Source organism: Blastococcus sp. SYSU DS0669 (assembly GCF_054050895.1).
In genome coordinates this window covers 211,067-229,140 of the sequence record NZ_JBJHAE010000005.1, presented here as the reverse complement: position 1 = coordinate 229,140, position 18,074 = coordinate 211,067, and the positions used below count along the sequence as shown (strand labels likewise).

14 protein-coding genes are annotated in these 18,074 nt (G+C 75.1%); 6 read left to right on the top strand and 8 right to left on the bottom strand.

The genetic code is table 11. The features are described from left to right. Positions 1-6: 6 nt before the first annotated feature. The 4 genes from ilvN to ilvD all read right to left on the bottom strand — a co-directional run bounded on the left by ilvN (position 7) and on the right by ilvD (position 7,371). Entirely contained in the window at positions 7-534 is a 528-nt protein-coding gene (gene ilvN / locus ACI792_RS08415; RefSeq protein WP_091933248.1) for an acetolactate synthase small subunit, read from the bottom strand. A gap of 94 nt (positions 535-628) precedes the next feature. Continuing rightward, positions 629-2,512, bottom strand: a complete 1,884-nt coding sequence (locus ACI792_RS08410) for an acetolactate synthase large subunit (protein WP_456602193.1) — start codon at positions 2,510-2,512, stop codon at positions 629-631. A 234-nt stretch (positions 2,513-2,746) separates the two neighbouring features. Next, positions 2,747-5,578 (bottom strand): putative bifunctional diguanylate cyclase/phosphodiesterase, encoded by a 2,832-nt coding sequence (locus ACI792_RS08405; protein ID WP_456602192.1) that lies wholly within the window; start codon positions 5,576-5,578, stop codon positions 2,747-2,749. A gap of 68 nt (positions 5,579-5,646) precedes the next feature. Beyond that, positions 5,647-7,371 carry a dihydroxy-acid dehydratase gene (gene ilvD / locus ACI792_RS08400; RefSeq protein WP_456579105.1) on the bottom strand — a complete coding sequence of 575 codons (1,725 nt, stop codon included), beginning with the start codon at positions 7,369-7,371 and terminating at the stop codon, positions 5,647-5,649. A gap of 94 nt (positions 7,372-7,465) precedes the next feature. Between ilvD and ACI792_RS08395 the strand changes: the two genes are divergently transcribed. Then, on the top strand, positions 7,466-8,284 hold the full coding sequence (locus tag ACI792_RS08395) for a helix-turn-helix transcriptional regulator (RefSeq protein WP_456602191.1): 819 nt from the start codon (positions 7,466-7,468) through the stop codon (positions 8,282-8,284). 23 nt (positions 8,285-8,307) lie between these two features. Then, a complete protein-coding gene (locus ACI792_RS08390; RefSeq protein WP_456602190.1) occupies positions 8,308-8,694 on the top strand; it encodes a PH domain-containing protein in 387 nt (128 codons plus the stop codon). Here ACI792_RS08390 and ACI792_RS08385 read toward each other — a convergent pair. Further along, entirely contained in the window at positions 8,688-9,632 is a 945-nt protein-coding gene (locus ACI792_RS08385; protein WP_456602189.1) for a 2-hydroxyacid dehydrogenase, read from the bottom strand. The two genes, ACI792_RS08390 and ACI792_RS08385, sit on opposite strands and share 7 nt — an antisense overlap. Before the next feature lie 73 nt (positions 9,633-9,705). Here ACI792_RS08385 and ACI792_RS08380 point away from each other — a divergent pair, with 73 nt between their 5' ends. Beyond that, positions 9,706-10,836 (top strand): PQQ-dependent sugar dehydrogenase, encoded by a 1,131-nt coding sequence (locus ACI792_RS08380; RefSeq protein WP_456602188.1) that lies wholly within the window; start codon positions 9,706-9,708, stop codon positions 10,834-10,836. 87 nt (positions 10,837-10,923) lie between these two features. Here ACI792_RS08380 and gatB read toward each other — a convergent pair whose 3' ends face one another. From gatB to gatC, 3 genes are read right to left on the bottom strand one after another with little or no spacing between them, the layout of a single operon-like run. Then, positions 10,924-12,423 (bottom strand): Asp-tRNA(Asn)/Glu-tRNA(Gln) amidotransferase subunit GatB, encoded by a 1,500-nt coding sequence (gene gatB / locus ACI792_RS08375; RefSeq protein WP_456602187.1) that lies wholly within the window; start codon positions 12,421-12,423, stop codon positions 10,924-10,926. Beyond that, positions 12,420-13,949: an Asp-tRNA(Asn)/Glu-tRNA(Gln) amidotransferase subunit GatA gene (gene gatA / locus ACI792_RS08370; protein WP_456602186.1), complete on the bottom strand. Its 1,530-nt coding sequence runs from the start codon at positions 13,947-13,949 to the stop codon at positions 12,420-12,422. Before gatA ends, gatB begins: the two co-directional genes overlap by 4 nt. Then, positions 13,946-14,263, bottom strand: coding sequence for an Asp-tRNA(Asn)/Glu-tRNA(Gln) amidotransferase subunit GatC (gene gatC, locus ACI792_RS08365; protein ID WP_456579112.1), 318 nt, complete (start codon positions 14,261-14,263; stop codon positions 13,946-13,948). The genes gatA and gatC overlap by 4 nt, the downstream gene beginning before the upstream one ends. A gap of 169 nt (positions 14,264-14,432) precedes the next feature. On the opposite strand from gatC, the gene ACI792_RS08360 reads away from it, so the two are divergent. From ACI792_RS08360 to ACI792_RS08350, 3 genes are all read left to right on the top strand, one after another. Then, the gene (locus ACI792_RS08360) at positions 14,433-15,107 is read left to right on the top strand and encodes an ACT domain-containing protein (protein WP_456579113.1); all 675 of its coding nucleotides are present in this window, start codon (positions 14,433-14,435) and stop codon (positions 15,105-15,107) included. A gap of 4 nt (positions 15,108-15,111) precedes the next feature. Continuing rightward, positions 15,112-15,636, top strand: a complete 525-nt coding sequence (locus tag ACI792_RS08355; protein WP_456602185.1) for an AAA family ATPase — start codon at positions 15,112-15,114, stop codon at positions 15,634-15,636. A 251-nt stretch (positions 15,637-15,887) separates the two neighbouring features. Next, positions 15,888-18,074, top strand: coding sequence for a DUF222 domain-containing protein (locus ACI792_RS08350; RefSeq protein ID WP_456602184.1), 2,187 nt, complete (start codon positions 15,888-15,890; stop codon positions 18,072-18,074).

Here is an 18,074-nt window from a genome sequence, read left to right as displayed (position 1 = left end):
AGGGGTTCAGGCGGTGCGCTCGACCGGCCGCAAGGTACCGGCGCCGCTCATGGCGCGCGGGCCCCGGCCCAGGGCCACGGTGCCCGACTGGGCCATCTCCTTGATGCCGAGCGGTGCGAGCACCGCCAGCAGCGCCTGCAGCTTGTCGGGCGTCCCGGTCGCCTCGAGCGTCACCGTGTCCGGGTTGACGTCGACGACGCGGGCCCGGAAGAGCTCCGCGGTCTGCAGCACCTGGGTGCGCTCGGCCATCGGCGCGCGCACCTTCACGAGCAGGAGCTCGCGCTGCACGGCGGCCTCGCCGTCCAGCTCGACGATCTTGATGATCTCGATGAGCTTGTTCAGCTGCTTGGTGATCTGCTCGAGCGGCTGGCTCTCCGCGTCGACGACGATCGTCATGCGGGACAGGTCGGGGTTCTCGGTCGGCCCGACGGCGAGGGACTCGATGTTGAACCCGCGGCGGCTGAACAGCGCCGAGACGCGGGCCAGGACACCGGACTTGTTCTCGACCAGGACCGACAGGGTGTGGCGCGACATCTCACGGTTCCTTTCCAGGAAGTCGTCACCAGCGGCGGCCCCCTCCCAGGGGCCCACCGCCGAGCGGAGCGAGGTGGTGGGGAGGGAGGGGGCCCTACACCTGTCCGTCGCCGAAGACCGGGCGCAGGTCGCGCGCGGCCAGGATCGCGTCGTTGCTGGCGCCCGCGGCCACCATCGGCCACACCTGGGCGTCGGCCCCCACGACGAAGTCGATGACCACCGGGGCGTCGTCGATCTCCATCGCCTTCTGGATGACCGCGTCGACCTCCTCCTTGGTCTCGCACCGCAGGCCCACGCAGCCCAGCGCCTCGGCGAGGGCGACGAAGTCGGGGATGCGCACCGGCTTCGGGGTGCCGTCGGCGTTCCGCGCGTGCAGCTTGGTGTTGGAGTAGCGGCCCTCGTAGAAGAGGGTCTGCCACTGCCGGACCATGCCGAGGTTGCCGTTGTTGATGACGGCGATCTTGACCGGGATCCCCTCGATCGCGCAGGTGGCGAGCTCCTGGTTGGTCATCTGGAAGCAGCCGTCGCCGTCGATGGCCCAGACGGTGGCCTCGGGGCGGCCGTACTTGGCCCCCATCGCCGCGGGCACGGCGTAGCCCATGGTCCCGAGGCCCCCGCTGTTGAGCCAGGTGCCCGGCAGCTCGTACTTGATGAACTGCGCGGCCCACATCTGGTGCTGGCCGACGCCGGAGGTGTAGATCGCCTCCGGCCCGGAGATGGCGCCGAGCCGCTCGATCACGTACTGCGGCGACAGCGCACCGTCCTCGGGCCAGTCGTAGCCGAGCGGGTAGCGCTCGCGCCAGTCGTCCAGCTGGGCCCACCAGGCCGCCAGGTCCGGCGTGCGGCCGGCCGCGTGCTCGGCGCGCAGCGCCTCGACCAGCTGGGCGATGGTCTCCTTCGCGTCGCCCACGATCGGGACGTCGGCCTTGCGGTTCTTCCCGATCTCGGCCGGGTCGATGTCGGCGTGGATGACCTGTGCCTCGGGCGCGAAGCTGGACAGCTCCCCGGTCACCCGGTCGTCGAAGCGCGCGCCCAGCGCGACGATCAGGTCGGCCTTCTGCAACGCGGTGACCGCCGCGACGGTGCCGTGCATCCCGGGCATGCCCAGGTGCTGGGGGTCGCTGTCCGGGAACGCGCCACGGGCCATGAGCGTGGTGACCACCGGCGCCCCGGTCAGCTCGGCCAGCGCGGCCAGCTCGTCGGTCGCCCGCGCCTTGAGCACGCCACCGCCGACGTAGAGGACCGGCCGGCGGGCGCCGGCGACGAGCGCCGCCGCCTCGCGCACCTGCTTGCCGTGCGGGCGGGTGGTCGGCTTGTAGCCGGGGAGGTCCAGCCGCGGCGGCCAGGAGAAGTCGGTGGTCGCCTGCAGGACGTCCTTGGGGATGTCGACCAGGACCGGGCCGGGCCGGCCGGTGGCGGCCAGGTGGAACGCCTCCGCGATCCGCTGCGGGATCTCCGCGGCGCTGGTGACCAGGAAGTTGTGCTTGGTGACCGGCATCGTGATGCCGCGGATGTCGGCCTCCTGGAAGGCGTCGGTGCCGATGGCGGCGCTGGGCACCTGCCCGGTGATCGCGACGATCGGGACCGAGTCCATGTAGGCGTCGGCCAGCGGGGTGACCAGGTTGGTCGCGCCCGGGCCCGACGTCGCCATGCAGACCCCGACGCGGCCGGTGGCCTGGGCGTAGCCGGTGGCGGCGTGGCCGGCGCCCTGCTCGTGGCGGACCAGCACGTGGTGCACGTGGGAGTCGAAGAGCGGGTCGTAGGCCGGGAGGATCGCGCCGCCGGGGATGCCGAAGACCACGTCGACGCCCACCGCCTCGAGGGACCGGACGAGGCTCTGCGCGCCCGTGATGCCGGTGGCCGGCTGGGCGGCGGCCTCGGCGACCGAGCGGGCCGTGGTCTCGACGCCGGTCAGCGACGCGGCGGCCTCGCGGGTGGTGGCCTCGGGGTCGGGGGCCTCGTGGGGGGTGCTGGTCATCGCGCGGGTCTCCTGTGCCTTGCGGCGTGGTACGGGCTGGTGCGACGGGCGGCGTGCTCGCTGTGCGGCGGATCACGGCCAACAAAAAACCCCTCGTGCCGCAGGCACGAAGGGTCAGCGCGTCGGTCGGTGACCGGACGCGCTAGGCGATTACGAGGACGCCGTGGGTTCGGGCGTCGGCGAGCATGCTGGTGCGAGGCACGGGGACACTGTGCGCCCGCAGGCGGCCCGTCGTCAACCGTCGCGTCCCACTAGGTGGACACCCCGGTCCATTTTCGAGCGGCTCGGCTGCGGGACGTCCAGGACCGAGTCGTCGAAGCTCGCCAGCAGCGCCCGCAGCTCGGTGAACGGCATGGGCCTGCCGAACAGGTAGCCCTGGAGGTAGCGGCAGTCCATGGCCTGCAGCTCGGCCAGCTGGGCCTCGGTCTCGACACCCTCGGCGACGACGTCCATCCCGAGCGCGCGGCCGAGCTCCACGACGCTGGCCACGAGCGCGCGACCGCGCGGGTCGGTGTCGATGCCGGCGACGAAGGCCCGGTCCATCTTCAGGATCTGCACCGGCAACCGGGCCAGGTAGGCCAGCGACGACCACCCCTGGCCGAAGTCGTCGAGCGAGAGGACGACGCCCATGCCACGGAGCGTCTCCAGGTCGCTGAGCACCCCGTCGTGCACGTCCAGGAGGACGGACTCGGTGATCTCCAGGATCAGCTTGCTCGCGGGCAGCCGGGCGGCGGTGAGCGCGGCGGCCACGTCCGGGGCCAGGCACCCGGCCTGCAGGTGGCGCACCGACACGTTGACGCCCATCTGCACGTCCCAGCCGTCGGCCAGCAGCACGGCCGCCCGTTCGGTCGCCTCCCCGAGCACCCAGCGCTGGAGCGGGACGATCAGGCCGTCCTCCTCGGCCAGCGCGATGAACTCGTCCGGGGGCACGGTGCCCAGCAGCGGGTGCTCCCAGCGCACCAGCGCCTCGAGGCCCAGCACGCGGCGGTCGTGCACGCCGACGACGGGCTGGTACAGCACACGCAGCTGCCCCTCGGCGAGCGCCGCGGGCAGGTCGCGGGCCAGCCGGGTGCGCCGTCCCACGGCCTCGTCGATCGCCTCGCCCGAGGAGCGCACGCAGCGCTTCCCCGCGGCCTTCGCGGCGCGCAGCGCGAGATCGGCCTGGCGGACGGTCGCGGACGCCTCCGCGGCAGGGTCCAGCTCGGCCAGGCCGATGCTGCCCGAGACCACGAATCGCGGACCGGCGCCCTCCCCGCCGGGGGACGGCGCCTGGAACGACCGGTCGAGGGCCACGACCAGCCGCTCGGCCAGCCCGGTGGCCTCCTCCAGGCCGCCGGGCACCAGCAGCGCGAACTCGTCGCCACCGAGACGGGCGACCAGGTCCTGCTCCCGCGCCCCGGAGCGCAGCTGGTCGGCCACCTGGACCAGCAGCTGGTCGCCGGCGTCGTGACCGGCCACGTCGTTCACGGCCTTGAAGCCGTCGAGGTCGACCAGCAGCACGCAGCCCGGGCGGCCCTCGGTGGCCGCTGCCCGCGCGTCCTCGAGGGCGGTGAGGAACCGGGCCCGGTTCGGCAGGCCGGTGAGGTAGTCGGTGTAGGCCATCCGCTCGAGCTCGCGCTCGGTGGACCGGCGGGCGGTGACGTCGCGCAGGTGCAGCACCAGACCCGAGCCCAGCGCGCTCCCCGGGATGCCGGCGCGGGCGGCGCCCGACAGCTCGACGTCACGGTGGTCGCCGGCGCGGGTGGCCAGCCGGACGGTGGGCGGCAGGGCGGCAGGGCCCGCGGGGACGCCCCCGCGCAGGACGCCCTCGAGCACCGCGCGGTCGTCGGGGTCGGCCAGGTCGGCCAGCCGGCGGCCGGTCAGCTCCCGCTCGGACCAGCCGAGCTGGCCGTCGGCCGCGCCGGAGACCCAGCGCACCCGACCGTCGCCGTCCAGCACCACGGTGACGTCCTCGGCGCTGGCTGAGAGCGCCCGGAAGTAGGCCTCGGCCCGCTGGAGCCGGCGGGTGAGCCGGCCGCCGTCGACGACCCAGACCAGGCTGCGCAGCGAGGTGCAGAGGACCAGCACCCCGATCGCCACCTGCTCGGGCGTCGTGAACGAGTGCCCGGTGACGAGGAACCAGATGACCACACCCGCGACGCCGTAGGCGGTCGCGTGGCTGACGGCGAGCCCGAAGAGCGGCAGGCCGTCGGCGTCCTGGCGGGGTTCCCGGTGGTGCCCGCGATCGGTGTCGACGGCCCGGACGGCGGCCGCCAGCATCGCCGACCAGGCGATGCTGACGAGCAGCTCGGAGGGGGTCTCGCCCAGCACCCGGGTGAGCGCCCCGACGACGGCCATGCCCGCGGTCGCGAGCATCGACACCAGGAGCCACACCGCCGGCTCTCGGCGGGACGCCGGCGCACGGGAGACGGTCAGGAGCGCCACCGCGCAGAGCAGCGTGCCGCCGGCTGGGTAGCCCATCGCGTGCAGCACCGCGACGTACCCGCCGCCGCTGGGGGCACCCGACCGCGACAGCACCAGGCCGGCGAGCAGCAGCCCCGCGATCACCACGATGGCGCCGTCGAGGAGTTCCCGCACACCGGCCCGCTCGCTCCGCGGCGGCAGGAGCAGCCAGCACGCGGCGAGCCCCAGGGGCAGCGCCAGCACCTGCGCGGCGTGCGCGACCGTGCCCGCCCCGCCGTCCACGACGCTCGCCAGGCGACCCACGGCGAGCAGCACGGCGACCGCCGAGAACGCCTGCCACGGCCGCCGCGCGGTGCGGTCCAGCCGGGCCGCGTGCCGGACGACGACGGCGGCGGTGGCGAGGGCACCGACCGCCAGCAGCACGCTGAACAGCCCCGCGGCGGCGGCCGCGCCCAGGGCCCGCCCCACGGCCGCCCCGGACACGGCCAGGACGGCGAGGAGGACGTGGAGGAGCCGCGACTCGCGCCGCTCCGCCGGGGACGCGGCAGGCGGGAGCCCGGGGGCCGAGCCGGTGCGCGGCGGGGCGGCGAACGGGGGGACGGCGGGCAGCGGGACGGCCGGGGCCGCAGCCTCGTCGTCCCGTCGCTGCGCGGCCAGGTCCACGACCCTCTGGTCGGCACCCCGGCCGGGGCTGTGGACTCCGCCCCGCCCCGGCCTCACCCGATCGGGTGTCAGCCGCAGATCGCGCCCTGCGCCGCCGACCCGACCAGCTTGGCGTACTTGCCGAGCACACCGGTGGTGTAGCGCGGCGGGAGCGGCTCCCAGCCCTCGGCCCGGCGGGCGAGCTCGTCGGCGTCGACGAGCAGGTCGAGGGTCCGGGTGGTCAGGTCCAGCCGGACCCGGTCGCCGTCCCGCACGAAGGCGATCGGGCCGCCGTCGGTCGCCTCGGGTGCGACGTGCCCGATGCACAGGCCCGTGGTGCCTCCGGAGAACCGGCCGTCGGTCAGCAGCAGGACGTCCTTGCCGAGCCCCGCACCCTTGATCGCCCCGGTGACGGCGAGCATCTCCCGCATGCCCGGGCCTCCGCGCGGGCCCTCGTAGCGGATGACGACGACGTCGCCGGGCTGCAGGGTGCCGTCCGTGACGGCGTCCATGGCGCCCTGCTCGCCGTCGAACACCCGGGCGGTGCCCTCGAAGACGTCGGCGTCGAAGCCGGCGGACTTCACGACCGCCCCCTCGGGGGCGAGCGAGCCGCGCAGGATGCTCAGACCGCCGGTCCGGTGGATCGGGTCGTTCATGGCGTGCACGATCGTGCCGTCGAGGTCGGGCGGGGCGATGTCGGCCAGGTTCTCGGCCATCGTCTTCCCGGTGACGGTGAGCGTGTCGCCGTGCAGGAGCCCGGCGTCGAGCAGCGCGCGCAGGACGACCGGCACGCCGCCGACCCGGTCGACGTCGGTCATGACGTACTTGCCGAAGGGCTTGACGTCGGCCAGGTGCGGGGTGCGGTCGCCGATGCGGTTGAAGTCGTCGAGGGTCAGCTCGACCTGGGCCTCGTGGGCGATGGCGAGCAGGTGCAGGACGGCGTTGGTCGAGCCGCCCAGCGCCATGACGACGGTGATGGCGTTCTCGAACGCCTCGCGGGTCATGATCTGCCGGGCGGTGATGCCCTTGCGGAGCAGGTTGACCACCGCCTCGCCGGAGGCGACCGCGTAGGCGTCGCGGCGGCTGTCGGGGGCGGGCGGCGCGGCGCTGCCCGGCAGCGCCATGCCGATCGCCTCGGCGACGCTGGCCATCGTGTTGGCGGTGTACATGCCGCCGCACGAGCCCATGCCCGGGCAGGCCGCCCGCTCGATCGCGTCGAGCTCGTCCTGGGTGATGAGCCCGCGGGCGCACGCGCCGACGCCCTCGAAGACGTCGATGATGGTCAGATCACGGTCGCCGAGCTTGCCCGGCAGCGTGGAGCCCGAGTAGAGGAAGACGCTGGCCAGGTCCAGCCGTGCGGCGGCCATGAGCATGCCGGGGAGCGACTTGTCGCAGCCGGCCAGCAGCACCGAGCCGTCCAGCCGCTCGGCGAACATGACCGTCTCGACCGAGTCGGCGATCACCTCGCGGGAGACCAGCGAGGCCCGCATGCCCTCGTGACCCATGGAGATGCCGTCGGAGACGGAGATGGTGCCGAACTCCAGCGGGAAGCCACCGGCGGCGTGCACGCCCTCCTTGGCTCGCTTGGCCAGCCGGTCCAGCGAGAGGTTGCACGGGGTGATCTCGTTCCAGGAGGACGCCACGCCGATCTGCGGCTTGGCGAAGTCCTCGTCGCCCATGCCGACCGCGCGCAGCATCGCGCGCGCCGGGGCCTTGGCCAGCCCGTCGGTCACCTCGTGGCTGCGGGGCTTGAGCGGGCTGTGGGTCGCGCCCGCGGGCTCGTTTCCGGGGATGAGGTCCTCGCCGATCGTCACGGGAAGCGATGCTAGGCCGCGGGTCCAGCATCCCGGAGACTGCCGTGGTACTAGTACCGGCACCACCACCGAGCCGCGACCGAACGGGGAGCGCATGACCGTCGCCGCACGCCGGGAGCTGGGCGAGTTCCTCACCTCGCGACGGCGGCAGCTCGCCCCGGCGGCGGTGGGCCTCCCCTCCGGTGGCAACCGGCGCACGCCCGGCCTCCGCCGGGAGGAGGTGGCACTGCTCGCCGGGGTGAGCCACACGTGGTACACGTGGCTGGAGCAGGGGCGCGACATCCGGCCGTCCCCGCAGGTGGTGGACGCCCTCGCCCGCACGCTGCAGCTGTCGGCGGCTGAGCGCGAGTACGTCCTGCGGCTCTCCGGCAACGACCCGGTGCGCACCCACGAGGCGGTCGACGCCATGCCCGCCCACCTGCAGCGGCTGCTGGACTCCCTCGGCGCCTCGCCCGCGTACGCGATCACCTCGCGCTGGTCGATCGCCGGCTGGAACGCGGCCTACGCCCGCCTGTACCCGGGAGTGGCCCGGGTGCCGGCCGGGGACCGGAACCTGCTGTGGCTGGTCTTCACCGATCCGGCCGTGCGCCGGCTCCTCGGCGACTGGACCACCGACAGCCGGCGCTTCCTCGCCCAGTTCCGCGCGGAGGTCGGTCCCCGGCTGGCCGACCCGGAGGTGGCGGACCTCGTGACGCGGCTGAAGGCGGCGAGCCCCACGTTCCGCGAGGGGTGGGCGAGCCGCGACGTCGACCGGTTCACGTCCACCGAGCGCCGGTTCGAGCACCCGGAGGTGGGCACTTTGGTCCTCGAGCACCACCAGCTCACCCCGGCCGACGCCCCGGGTCTGCAGCTGGTCGTCTACACCGCGGCCCAGGCGGACAGCGCCGCCCGGTTGGCCCGGCTCGCCGGCTGAGCGGTCTGGGAGGATCGACGTCCGTGAGCCCTCCCAGCCGCTTCCGCATGACCCGGAGCGCGCTCATCCCCGTGGTCCTGCTGGCCCTCTGCGTCCTTCCCACGGCGCTGGTCAGCGCCTGGACGCTGCTGCTCCTGCTGATCCCCGCCGTGGTGACCGCGTGGGTGCTGCGGGCCGGGGTGGACGTCGGCGAGGACGGGATCACCGCGCGCTCGCTGCTCGGATCCCGCACGGTGGCCTGGCCGGAGCTCTCCGGCATCCGCCTCGGGGAGCGCGGCAGGCTGTGGCTGGTGACGACGGCCGGCACCGAGGTCCGCCTCCCCGTGCTGCGGGTGCGGGACCTGCCGCGCCTGGCCGCCGCCTCGGGCGGCCGCCTCGCCGACCCCTCCGCCCGCCCTTCGGGTCAGTAGTCGCCGACGACGTTCTCCAGCGGCCGGCCCGCGAGGACTCGGCCGATCTGCTCGGTGACCGCCGCCGTCGCCCGCTCCCGGGTCCCCGGCACCTCGCCGCCGATGTGCGGGGTGAGCAGCAGGTTCGGCGCGCGCCAGAGCGGGTGGCCCTCGGGGAGCGGCTCGGGGTCGGTGACGTCGACCGCGGCGCGCAGGCGCCCCGAGGCGAGCTCGGCCAGCAGCGCCGCGGTGTCCACGACCGGCCCGCGGGCGGCGTTCACCAGCAGGGCGCCGTCGGGCATGGCGGCCAGGAAGCGCGCGTCCACCATCCCGGTGGTCTCGGGCGTCAGGGGCACGAGCAGCACGACGACGTCGGCCTCGGGCAGCAGCTCGGGCAGCTCGGCCACCGTGCGCACCCCCTCCCGCGGGCGGCGGGCCACGTAGGTGAGCCGCACGTCGAACCCCTCGAGCATCCGGCCCACCGTCGCGGCGATGTCGCCGGCACCGATCACCAGCACCCGCGCGCCGACCAGGGAGTGCTGGGTGGTGAAGGTCCACCGGCCGGCGTCGTGCTCGCGGACGAAGAACGGCAGCCCGCGCTGGGCCGCGAGCGTCGCCGCCATCACCCACTCGGCGGTGGCCGGGGTGTGCGCGCCGCGGGCGTTGCAGAGGACGACGCCCTCGGGCATCCGCCCCGCGAAGCCCTCGGCGCCGGCGCTGGTCAACTGCACCAGCCGCAGCCGCGGGAGCGCGTCGAGGAAGCCGTCGGGCGGCGCGGCCGAGCCACCGCCGGCCACCCAGACCTGGGCCTGCGCGGGCTCCCCGCGGGGCGGCCCCTCCGCCGGCGGCACCCGGTGTGCCCGCACCCGCGGGGAGAGCGCCTCGACCGCGTCGGCCAGCCGGCGGGACGGGACCAGCACGTGCAGCGTCTCGTCCGCCGCGAGCTCCAGGGTGGTCACCGCCTCACGCTAGCCAGCCCCGCCTCCGCGCGCGCGGGCCGGCCGCCCGTCCACCGCACGTACTCTGGGCCGGGTGAGGCCGACGAGGGCGGGGGGCGCACCGCGGGCGGTCGCCGCCGTGCTCGCCGCCCTGCTGCTCGCCGGCTGCGGTGGCGGCGGCTACGAGCCCGCCGGCCCGTTCCGGCCGCTGCCCGAGGGGCCGCCGCCGCAGGTGGGCCCGCCCACGCAGACCCTGCCGCCGCCCGCGGACCCGGCGCAGCCGGGCTCCGGCGAGGAGGAGGGCGATCCGAACGTGGTCGCCACCGACCTCAGCGTGCCCACCGGCCTGGTGCTGCTGCCCGACGGCACGGCCATCGTCGGCGAGCGGGACACCGGGCGCCTGCTGCAGGTCTTCCCCGACCGGTCGCCGGCCAAGGAGCTCATGACCCTGCCGGGGCTGGACACCAGCGGCGACGGCGGGCTCCTGGGGCTGGCCCTCTCCCCCACGTTCGCGGAGGACGGGCTGCTGTTCGCCTACGTCACCACGGCGACCGACAACCGGGTCGTGCGGTTCCCGATCGGGGGGACGCCGAACCCGGTGCTCACCGGCATCCCGCGCGGTGCGACCGGCAACGGCGGCGGCCTGATGACCGGCGCCGACGGCCACCTCTACGTCGGCACCGGTGACACCGGGGACGCCGCGCTCGCGGCCGACCCGGCGTCGCTGGCCGGCAAGGTGCTCCGCATCGACGTCTTCGGCCGTGGCGCCGACGGCGGCGACCCGGTGCACAGCTGGGGCTACCGCGACGTCACGGCGCTCTGCCAGGACGGCGACCGGGTGTACGCGACCGACCAGGCGCGCCAGGGCCCCGACGAGGTCGACCGCGTGCAGGAGGAGGGCGTGGGCGTCCCCCTGCTGACCATCCCCGCCGAGGAGGGCGGCCTGGGCGGCTGCGCGGTCGCCAACGGCACGGTGTTCCTGGGCGCGCTGGACGGGCAGCAGGTGCACGTGGTCACGCTGGACGAGAGCGGCGTCCCGATCGAGGGTGCCGTCGACGAGGTGCTCGGCGACCGGTACGGCCGGCTGCGCACCGTCGTCCTGGACGCCGAGGGCGCGCTCTGGGTGACGACGTCGAACCGTGACGACGCCGGCTCCCCCGCCGAGGACGACGACAAGGTGCTGCGGATCCGCCCGCCCGGCGGTCAGCCGAACTCCCCGCTCTGAGGGGTCGGCGCACGGACCCGGTGCACGACGCGCGCCCGCCGGCTCAGCTCCAGCAGCCGCACCGCCGGCAGCTCCACCCGGTCAGGGCTAGGAGCCGACCAGGCGCTCCTCCAGCATGCGCTTGACGGTGGCGGCGTCGGCCTTGCCGCGGGTGGTCTTCATGACCGCCCCGACCAGCGCGCCGATCGCCTGGACCTTCCCGCCGCGCACCTTCTCGGCGACGTCGGGGTTGCCCTCGATGGCGGCGTCGACCGCGGCCACGAGCTCGTCGGACTCGCCCATGACCGCCAGCCCGCGGGACTCCACGACCGCCGCCGGGTCCCCCTCGCCGGCCAGCACGCCGTCCAGCGCCTGCCGCGCCAGCTGGTCGTTGAGGGTGCCGGCGGAGACCAGCCCGATCAGCTCGGCGACCTGCGCCGGGGTCACGGCCAGCTCACCCAGCTCCGTCCCGGCGTCGTTGGCCCGGCGGGCCAGCTCACCGAGCCACCACTTCCGGGCATCGCTCGGCGAGGCGCCGGCGGCGACGGTGTCGCTGACCAGCTCGACGGCGCCGGCGTTCACCAGCCAGCCCATCTCCGTCGGCGAGATGCCCCACTCGTCGGAGAGCCGCGCCCGGCGGGCCGCCGGGAGCTCGGGCAGGGCGGCGCGGAGCTTCTCGATCCACTCCTCGTCGGGCGCGATCGGCACGAGGTCGGGCTCGGGGAAGTACCGGTAGTCGGTCGCCTCCTCCTTGCTGCGCCCCTCGGACGTCGAGCCGGTGTCCTCGTGGAAGTGCCGGGTCTCCTGGACCACGCGCTCGCCGGCGTCCAGGACGGCGGCCTGCCGGCGCATCTCGTAGCGCACGGAACGCTCCACGGAGCGCAGCGAGTTCACGTTCTTGGTCTCGGTGCGCGTGCCCCACTCCAGGCTGCCGATCGGCGCCAGCGAGGTGTTCACGTCCGAGCGCAGGTTGCCCTGCTCCATCCGGACCTCGGAGACCCCGAGGGCGAGCAGGATCTCCCGCAGCTCGGTGACGTAGGCCTTCGCGACCTCCGGCGCCTTGGCGCCGGTCCCCGGGATCGGGCGGGTGACGATCTCGACCAGCGGGATGCCGGCGCGGTTGTAGTCGACCAGCGAGTGGTCGGCGCCGTGGATGCGCCCGGTGGCGCCACCGACGTGCAGGTTCTTGCCGGTGTCCTCCTCGATGTGCACCCGCTCGATCTCGACGCGGTGCGTCTCGCCGTCGACCTCGACGTCCAGGTGACCGGCGGTGCACAGCGGCTCGTCGTACTGGCTGGTCTGGAAGCCCTTGGGGATGTCCGGGTAGAAGTAGTTCTTGCGGGCGAACCGCGACCAGGACGCGATCCGGCAGCCCAGCGCCAGGCCGATGCGGATGGTCGACTCGATGGCGTCGGCGTTGACCACCGGCAGGGAACCCGGCAGCCCCAGGCAGACCGGGCAGGTCTGGGTGTTGGGCTCGGCCCCGAAGGTCGTGGAGCAGCCGCAGAACATCTTCGACGCGGTGCCCAGCTCGACGTGGGTCTCCAGGCCGATGACCGGCTCGTAGCGGGTCAGGACCTCGTCGAAGTCCACGAGGGTGTCGGTCATGAGGGGGCGTTCTCCTTCGAGCCGATCGCGGCCAGCAGCGCGTGCCCGCGGGCGGCGTCCTGAGCCGCCTCCAGCGCGGCGGCGACGCGGTAGCAGCGGTCGTCGGCGAGGGCCGGCGCCATGATCTGGAAGCCGACGGGCAGCCCCTCGGAGAGGCCGCACGGCACCGAGATCGCCGGGACGCCCGCGAGGCTCGCCGGCAGCGTGCAGAGGTCGGCGGCGTACATGGAGATCGGGTCGTCCACGCGGGCGCCGATCGACCAGGCGACCGTGGGGCTGGTCGGGCTGACCAGCACGTCGACGTCGTCCCAGGCGGAGGTGAACGCACGCGTGATGAGCGTGCGGACCTTCTGCGCCTGCCCGTAGTAGGCGTCGTAGTAGCCGCTGGACAGCGCGTAGGTGCCGAGGATGATGCGGCGCTTGACCTCGGGACCGAAGCCCTGCTCCCGGGTCAGCGCCATGACCTCGTCGAGGTCGCGGCTGCCGTCGTCGCCGACCCGCACGCCGTACCGGACGCCGTCGAAGCGGGCCAGGTTGGACGACGCCTCGCTCGGCGCGATCAGGTAGTACGCCGGCAGGGCCAGGTCGAAGGCGGGGCAGGAGACCTGCCGGACCTCGGCGCCCATGCCTTCGAGCAGGGCGACCGCCTCGGCGACGCGCGCCAGGACACCGGGGTCGTACCCGTCGGTGTGGCCGTCCCCGCCGAGCTCGGTGACGACGCCGACCCGCAGGCCGGACAGGTCGCCCCCGGCGCCGCGGCGAGCGGCCTCGGCGAGCACGGGCACCGGCGCGTCGATGCTGGTGGAGTCCAGCGGGTCGTGCCCGGCGATGGCCTCGTGCAGCAGCGCGGCGTCCAGGACCGTCCGCGTCATGGGGCCGGCCTGGTCGAGGCTGGAGGAGAAGGCGATGAGCCCGTACCGGGAGACCGACCCGTAGGTGGGCTTGTGGCCGACCAGCCCGGTGACGGCGGCCGGCTGGCGGATCGACCCGCCGGTGTCGGTGCCGATGGCCCACGGGGCGAGGCCGGCGGCGACCGCGGCCGAGGAGCCGCCCGAGGAGCCGCCCGGGATGCGGTCGGTGTCCCAGGGGTTGCGGGTGACCCGGTAGGCCGAGTTCTCGGTGGAGGAGCCCATCGCGAACTCGTCCATGTTGGTCTTGCCGAGCAGCACCGTGCCGGCGGCCTTCAGCCGGGCGGCCAGGGTGGCGTCGTACGGCGGTCGCCAGCCCTCGAGGATGCGCGAGCCGCTGGTGGTGGGCACGCCCTCGGTGACGACGACGTCCTTGAGCGCGAGCGGGACGCCGGCCAGCGGGCCGAGCTCGGCGCCGGCCGCGCGGGCGTCATCGACGGCGCCGGCGGACTCAAGCGCGGCGTCGGCGTCGACGTGCAGGTAGGCGCCGATCGTGGCGTCCTGGGCCTCGATCCGGTCGAGGTAGGCGCGCGTCACCTCCACGGAGCTGAGGTCGCCCGACTGAAGCGCCTCGATGAGCGCGGCGGCGCTGGTGGTGGTGAGGTCGGTGGCGGTCACGCCTCCTCCCCCAGGATGCGCGGGACCCGGAAGCGGTCGTCCTCCGCGGCCGGGGCCCCGGCGAGGACGACGTCGCGGGGCAGGCTGGGCCGGGCGACGTCGGGGCGCATGACGTTGGTCATCGGCACCGCGTGCGTGGTCGGCGGCACGTCGGCGACGTCGGCCTTGCCGACCTGCGCGACGGCGTCCAGCACGGCGGCGAGCTGACCGGCGAAGAGGTCCAGCTCCTCGTCGCTCACCGCGAGCCGGGAGAGGTGGGCGAGGTGCGCCACCTCGTCACGGGTCAGTTGGCCCTTCGGGGAGGGGGTGCTCATGCTGCGGTGGAACTCCACTTCGGCAGTGCCCGGCGGCCCGCTCTCGGACCGGGACGTGACCGGGTCACTGTACGTGCAGCCCTCCCGGCGCTGGTCAGCGTGAGAGGCTGCCCCCGACCGCGATCGACGGAGATCGGCCCGAACCGGCGAGCACTCCCCCGGAGGAACCGTGTCCTATCTCCTGCGCCTCGTCGTGCCCGACCGCCCCGGCGTCCTCGGGGCCGTGGCCACGGCGCTCGGCACGGCGGGGATCGACATCGTGTCGCTGGACGTGCTGGAACGGGGCAACGGCATCGCGGTCGACGACGTCGTCGTGGACCTGCCCGGTGACCGGCTGCCCGACAGCCTGATCACCGCGGCCCAGACCGTGCCCGGGGTGCAGGTGGAGTCGCTGCGCCCTTTCGCCGGGCCGCTGGACACCCACCGGGAGCTCGACCTGCTGGACGCGCTGGCGCGCGGTGACCGGCCGCCGACCGAGCTGCTCACCGACTCGCTCCCCCGCGTGTTCCACAGCGGCTGGGCGGTGGTCCTCGACGACTCCGGCCAGCCCGCCCCCCTGGCCGAGCGGGCGGTGCTCGCCGCGTCGGACGCCGCGCCCGCCTTCCTCGGACTGACCCTGCCGTGGCTGCCGCTGGCGGGGCCGCGGCTGCTGCCCAGCGACGAGCCGTGGCTGCCCGAGCGGTGGCAGGAGATGGCCATCGAGATGATGGCGGTGCCCTACGGCGCCGGCCGGGCGATCGTGCTCGGGCGCTCCGGCGGCCCGGCCTTCCGCCGGTCCGAGCTCCTCCGCCTGGCCCACGTCACCGGCATCGCGACGACGGTCGCCCACCTCCCGCCGGCCTGAGACGGTGCTCGTCGTCGTCTCGGGGCTGCCCGGCACGGGGAAGACCGCGGTCGCTGCCGCACTGGCCACCCGGTCGGGGTGGGTCCACCTGTCCGTCGATCCGATCGAGGACGCGCTCTTGGGCGCAGGGCTGCCGCGCTCCTGGGAGACCGGGGTGGCTGCGTACGAGGCAGCGCGGGTCGTGGCCGAGCAGAACCTCGCGCTCGGGAGATCCGTGGTGGTGGATGCGGTCGACGACAGCGAGCCGGCCCGCGACACGTGGCGGGCCGCGTCGGCCCACGCCGGGGCCGACCTCGCGTTCGTGCTGCTGACGCTCCGTGACGAGGTCGAGCACCGCCGACGACTGGAGAGCCGTCGTCGGGGCCTGGCGCACGTAGCCGAGCCCTCCTGGGCGGAGGTGCGTGCACGGGCGGCGGCGTACGCGCCCTGGGCGGAGGCTGCGGTCCTGCGCATGGACGCGGCGCGACCGGTCGACGAGCTGGCGAGCGAACTGCTGGACCGGCTCGCCGGCGGGTGGGAGGTGGGCTGACGGGCACGCCGGCCGGCCGCACATGCACGCCCGGGTCGACCGGCCGCAGCGGACTTCCACCCACCGCGTCGACGCCTCCTGCCGAGGTCACGCCGGGCCTGACCGGCGTCGCCCCACGGGCGCGCGAACCGGACCCGGGCGGCCCGGTGAAGCCGATGCCGAGTCCCTCTCGAGGCCGGGCGCGCTGCTGAACTGCGCGTTCGCAGGAGAACCAGTTGCTGCCATGCCTGTTCGAACGTATGATCGAATGCGTGGCGGAGGTGGCGGAACGGGAGATGGCGGCGTTCCCCGTCGGGCCCGTCGCTCCTGCGGCCGGGTGGGCCACCGGTCCGCTGGGCACCGTCCAGGCTGCCGACCGCGAGATCGCCCGCCACACCGCTCTCCGCGCCCGGGCGGTGGCCGAGTTCGCCACCACCCGTCCCGCGTCGGCCGATCGCCCGGCCGGTCAGGCCGGGGCGATGAGCGAGGCACGTCGGGCCGCCCGGCCGGAGGTGCTGGCCGAGGTCAGCGAGTGGGCGGCGCAGGAACTCGTGGTGGCGCTGTCCCTCTCCGCCCAGGCCGCCGAGCAGCTGCTCGCCCGGTCGCTGACGCTGGTGCACCGGCTCCCCGCGACGTTGGCCGCGCTGGAGCGCGGGGAGATCCACCCGGGGCACCTGTGGCCGATGCTCGAGCGGGTGGCGCCCATCGCCGACGCGGCGCGGCGAGCCGCCGTGGAGCGCGATCTGCTCGCGTGGATGTCCGGCCGGGTGACCACCCCGGCGCAGCTCGGCGCCAAGGCTCGCCGCCTCGGTCTGGCCCGGGACGCGCGCGACGAGGCCGCCCGGCTGGCCGCGTCGCTGCGGGAACGGGGTATCTCGATCCGCTCCGACCGGCGCGAGGGCATGGCCTCCTTCGGCGCTCTCCTCACGGTGCCCGAGGCCCAGGCGCTGCTCGACGCGCTGAGCCGGTACGCCGATGCGCTCGACGAGCCGGAGGACCGCAGGACCCGCGGCCAGAGGATGGCCGACTGCCTGCTCGACCTGGTCCTGCGGCCGGAGGAGAACGACCTCCCCGCCGTCCAGGCGCAGCTGACCGTGGTGGCCGGGGTGCGGTCCCTCCTCGGGGGCGATCAGCCCGGTGAGATCGGCAACGAGCCGGTACCCGCCGAAGTGGTCCGCGCCCTCGCCCGCGCCCTGGGCCTGCTACCCGCAGCGGAACGCCGGGCCGACGATCAGCCGCGGGACGCCGGCGCCACCGACGTCTGGCCGGACGACCTCTGCCCCACGGACTCCTGGCCGGACGACTTCGGTTCCACCGGCGCCTGGCCGCTGGACACCTGGCCCAGGGAGTGGCGAGAGGCCGACGAGCGGTGGTGGGCGGAGGTCGAGGCCCGCGCCCTCCGAGGTGAGTGGGGCGGGGAGGACTACACCCCGGAGGACGAGCTGCTCCGCCGGTGGGCCGAGGAGGCACCCGTCGAGGCCTGGCTGGAGCGCGTCGGTGCTTTCGCCGACCCGGCGCCGCCCTCCGACCCCGATCCCGGCTCCGGCTCAGGACGCGGCCCCGATCTCAGCCCCGGTTCCGAACGTGACCCCGATGCCAGCCGGGGTTCGGGATGCGACCCCGATGCCAGCCGGGATTCAGGACACGGCTCCGACGTCCAACCTGGAACAGCACCCGACCAGCGGCCCGCGACATGCCCAGCGCCCACGACGGAGGACGACGACAGCGGCGGATCCGCTCGCTGGGCGACCGCCCACGGGTCGATGCAAGCTGCCGCGGATGCGCTGCTGGGCCTGGATCGGGCGATCGGTCACGCCCGACGGATGGTCGTCGACGCCCAGCGGGCCGACCGTGCGGACGAGGCCACCTGGCTCCGCAGCGCCCCTGGGCGGGTCACCGGTGCGCCGAGCGACCTGGACGCGTGCGCCGCGGCCGGGGAGTCCCGCCGGGCGGCCCTCGCCGCACTTCTCGACGTGAGCGGCGGCGGCACGCTGGTCGACCGGCCGCGCATCGCGGTGGTCGACGAACTCTCCGGCGCCCTGCTCGCGCTGACCGACAGCCGTGAGCTCCGCCGCCTGGCCCGCTGCGACGACGCCGCCTGCCGCCGCGCGCCGGCCCGCTGCACGCACGACCTCACCGGCCGCCCGGGGCTCGGCCCACCCGGCCCGACCGACGGGTACCGCCCCGGCGCCGCCCTCGACCGGTACGTCCGTGCCCGCGACCGTCGCTGCCGCTTCCCCGGCTGCCGCAGGCGCGTGCGGCTCGGCGGGGAGCTGGACCACGACCGTCCCTGGCCCGAGGGGCCCACCAGCGCGCAGAACCTCGTCGGCTTCTGCACCGGTCACCACCGCGGCAAGCACCAGGCGCCCGGTTGGCGGCACGAGTTGGCGCCCGACGGCCGACTCACCGTGACCGCCCCGACCGGCCTGGTCGCGACGACCACTCCCCCACCGTTCTGA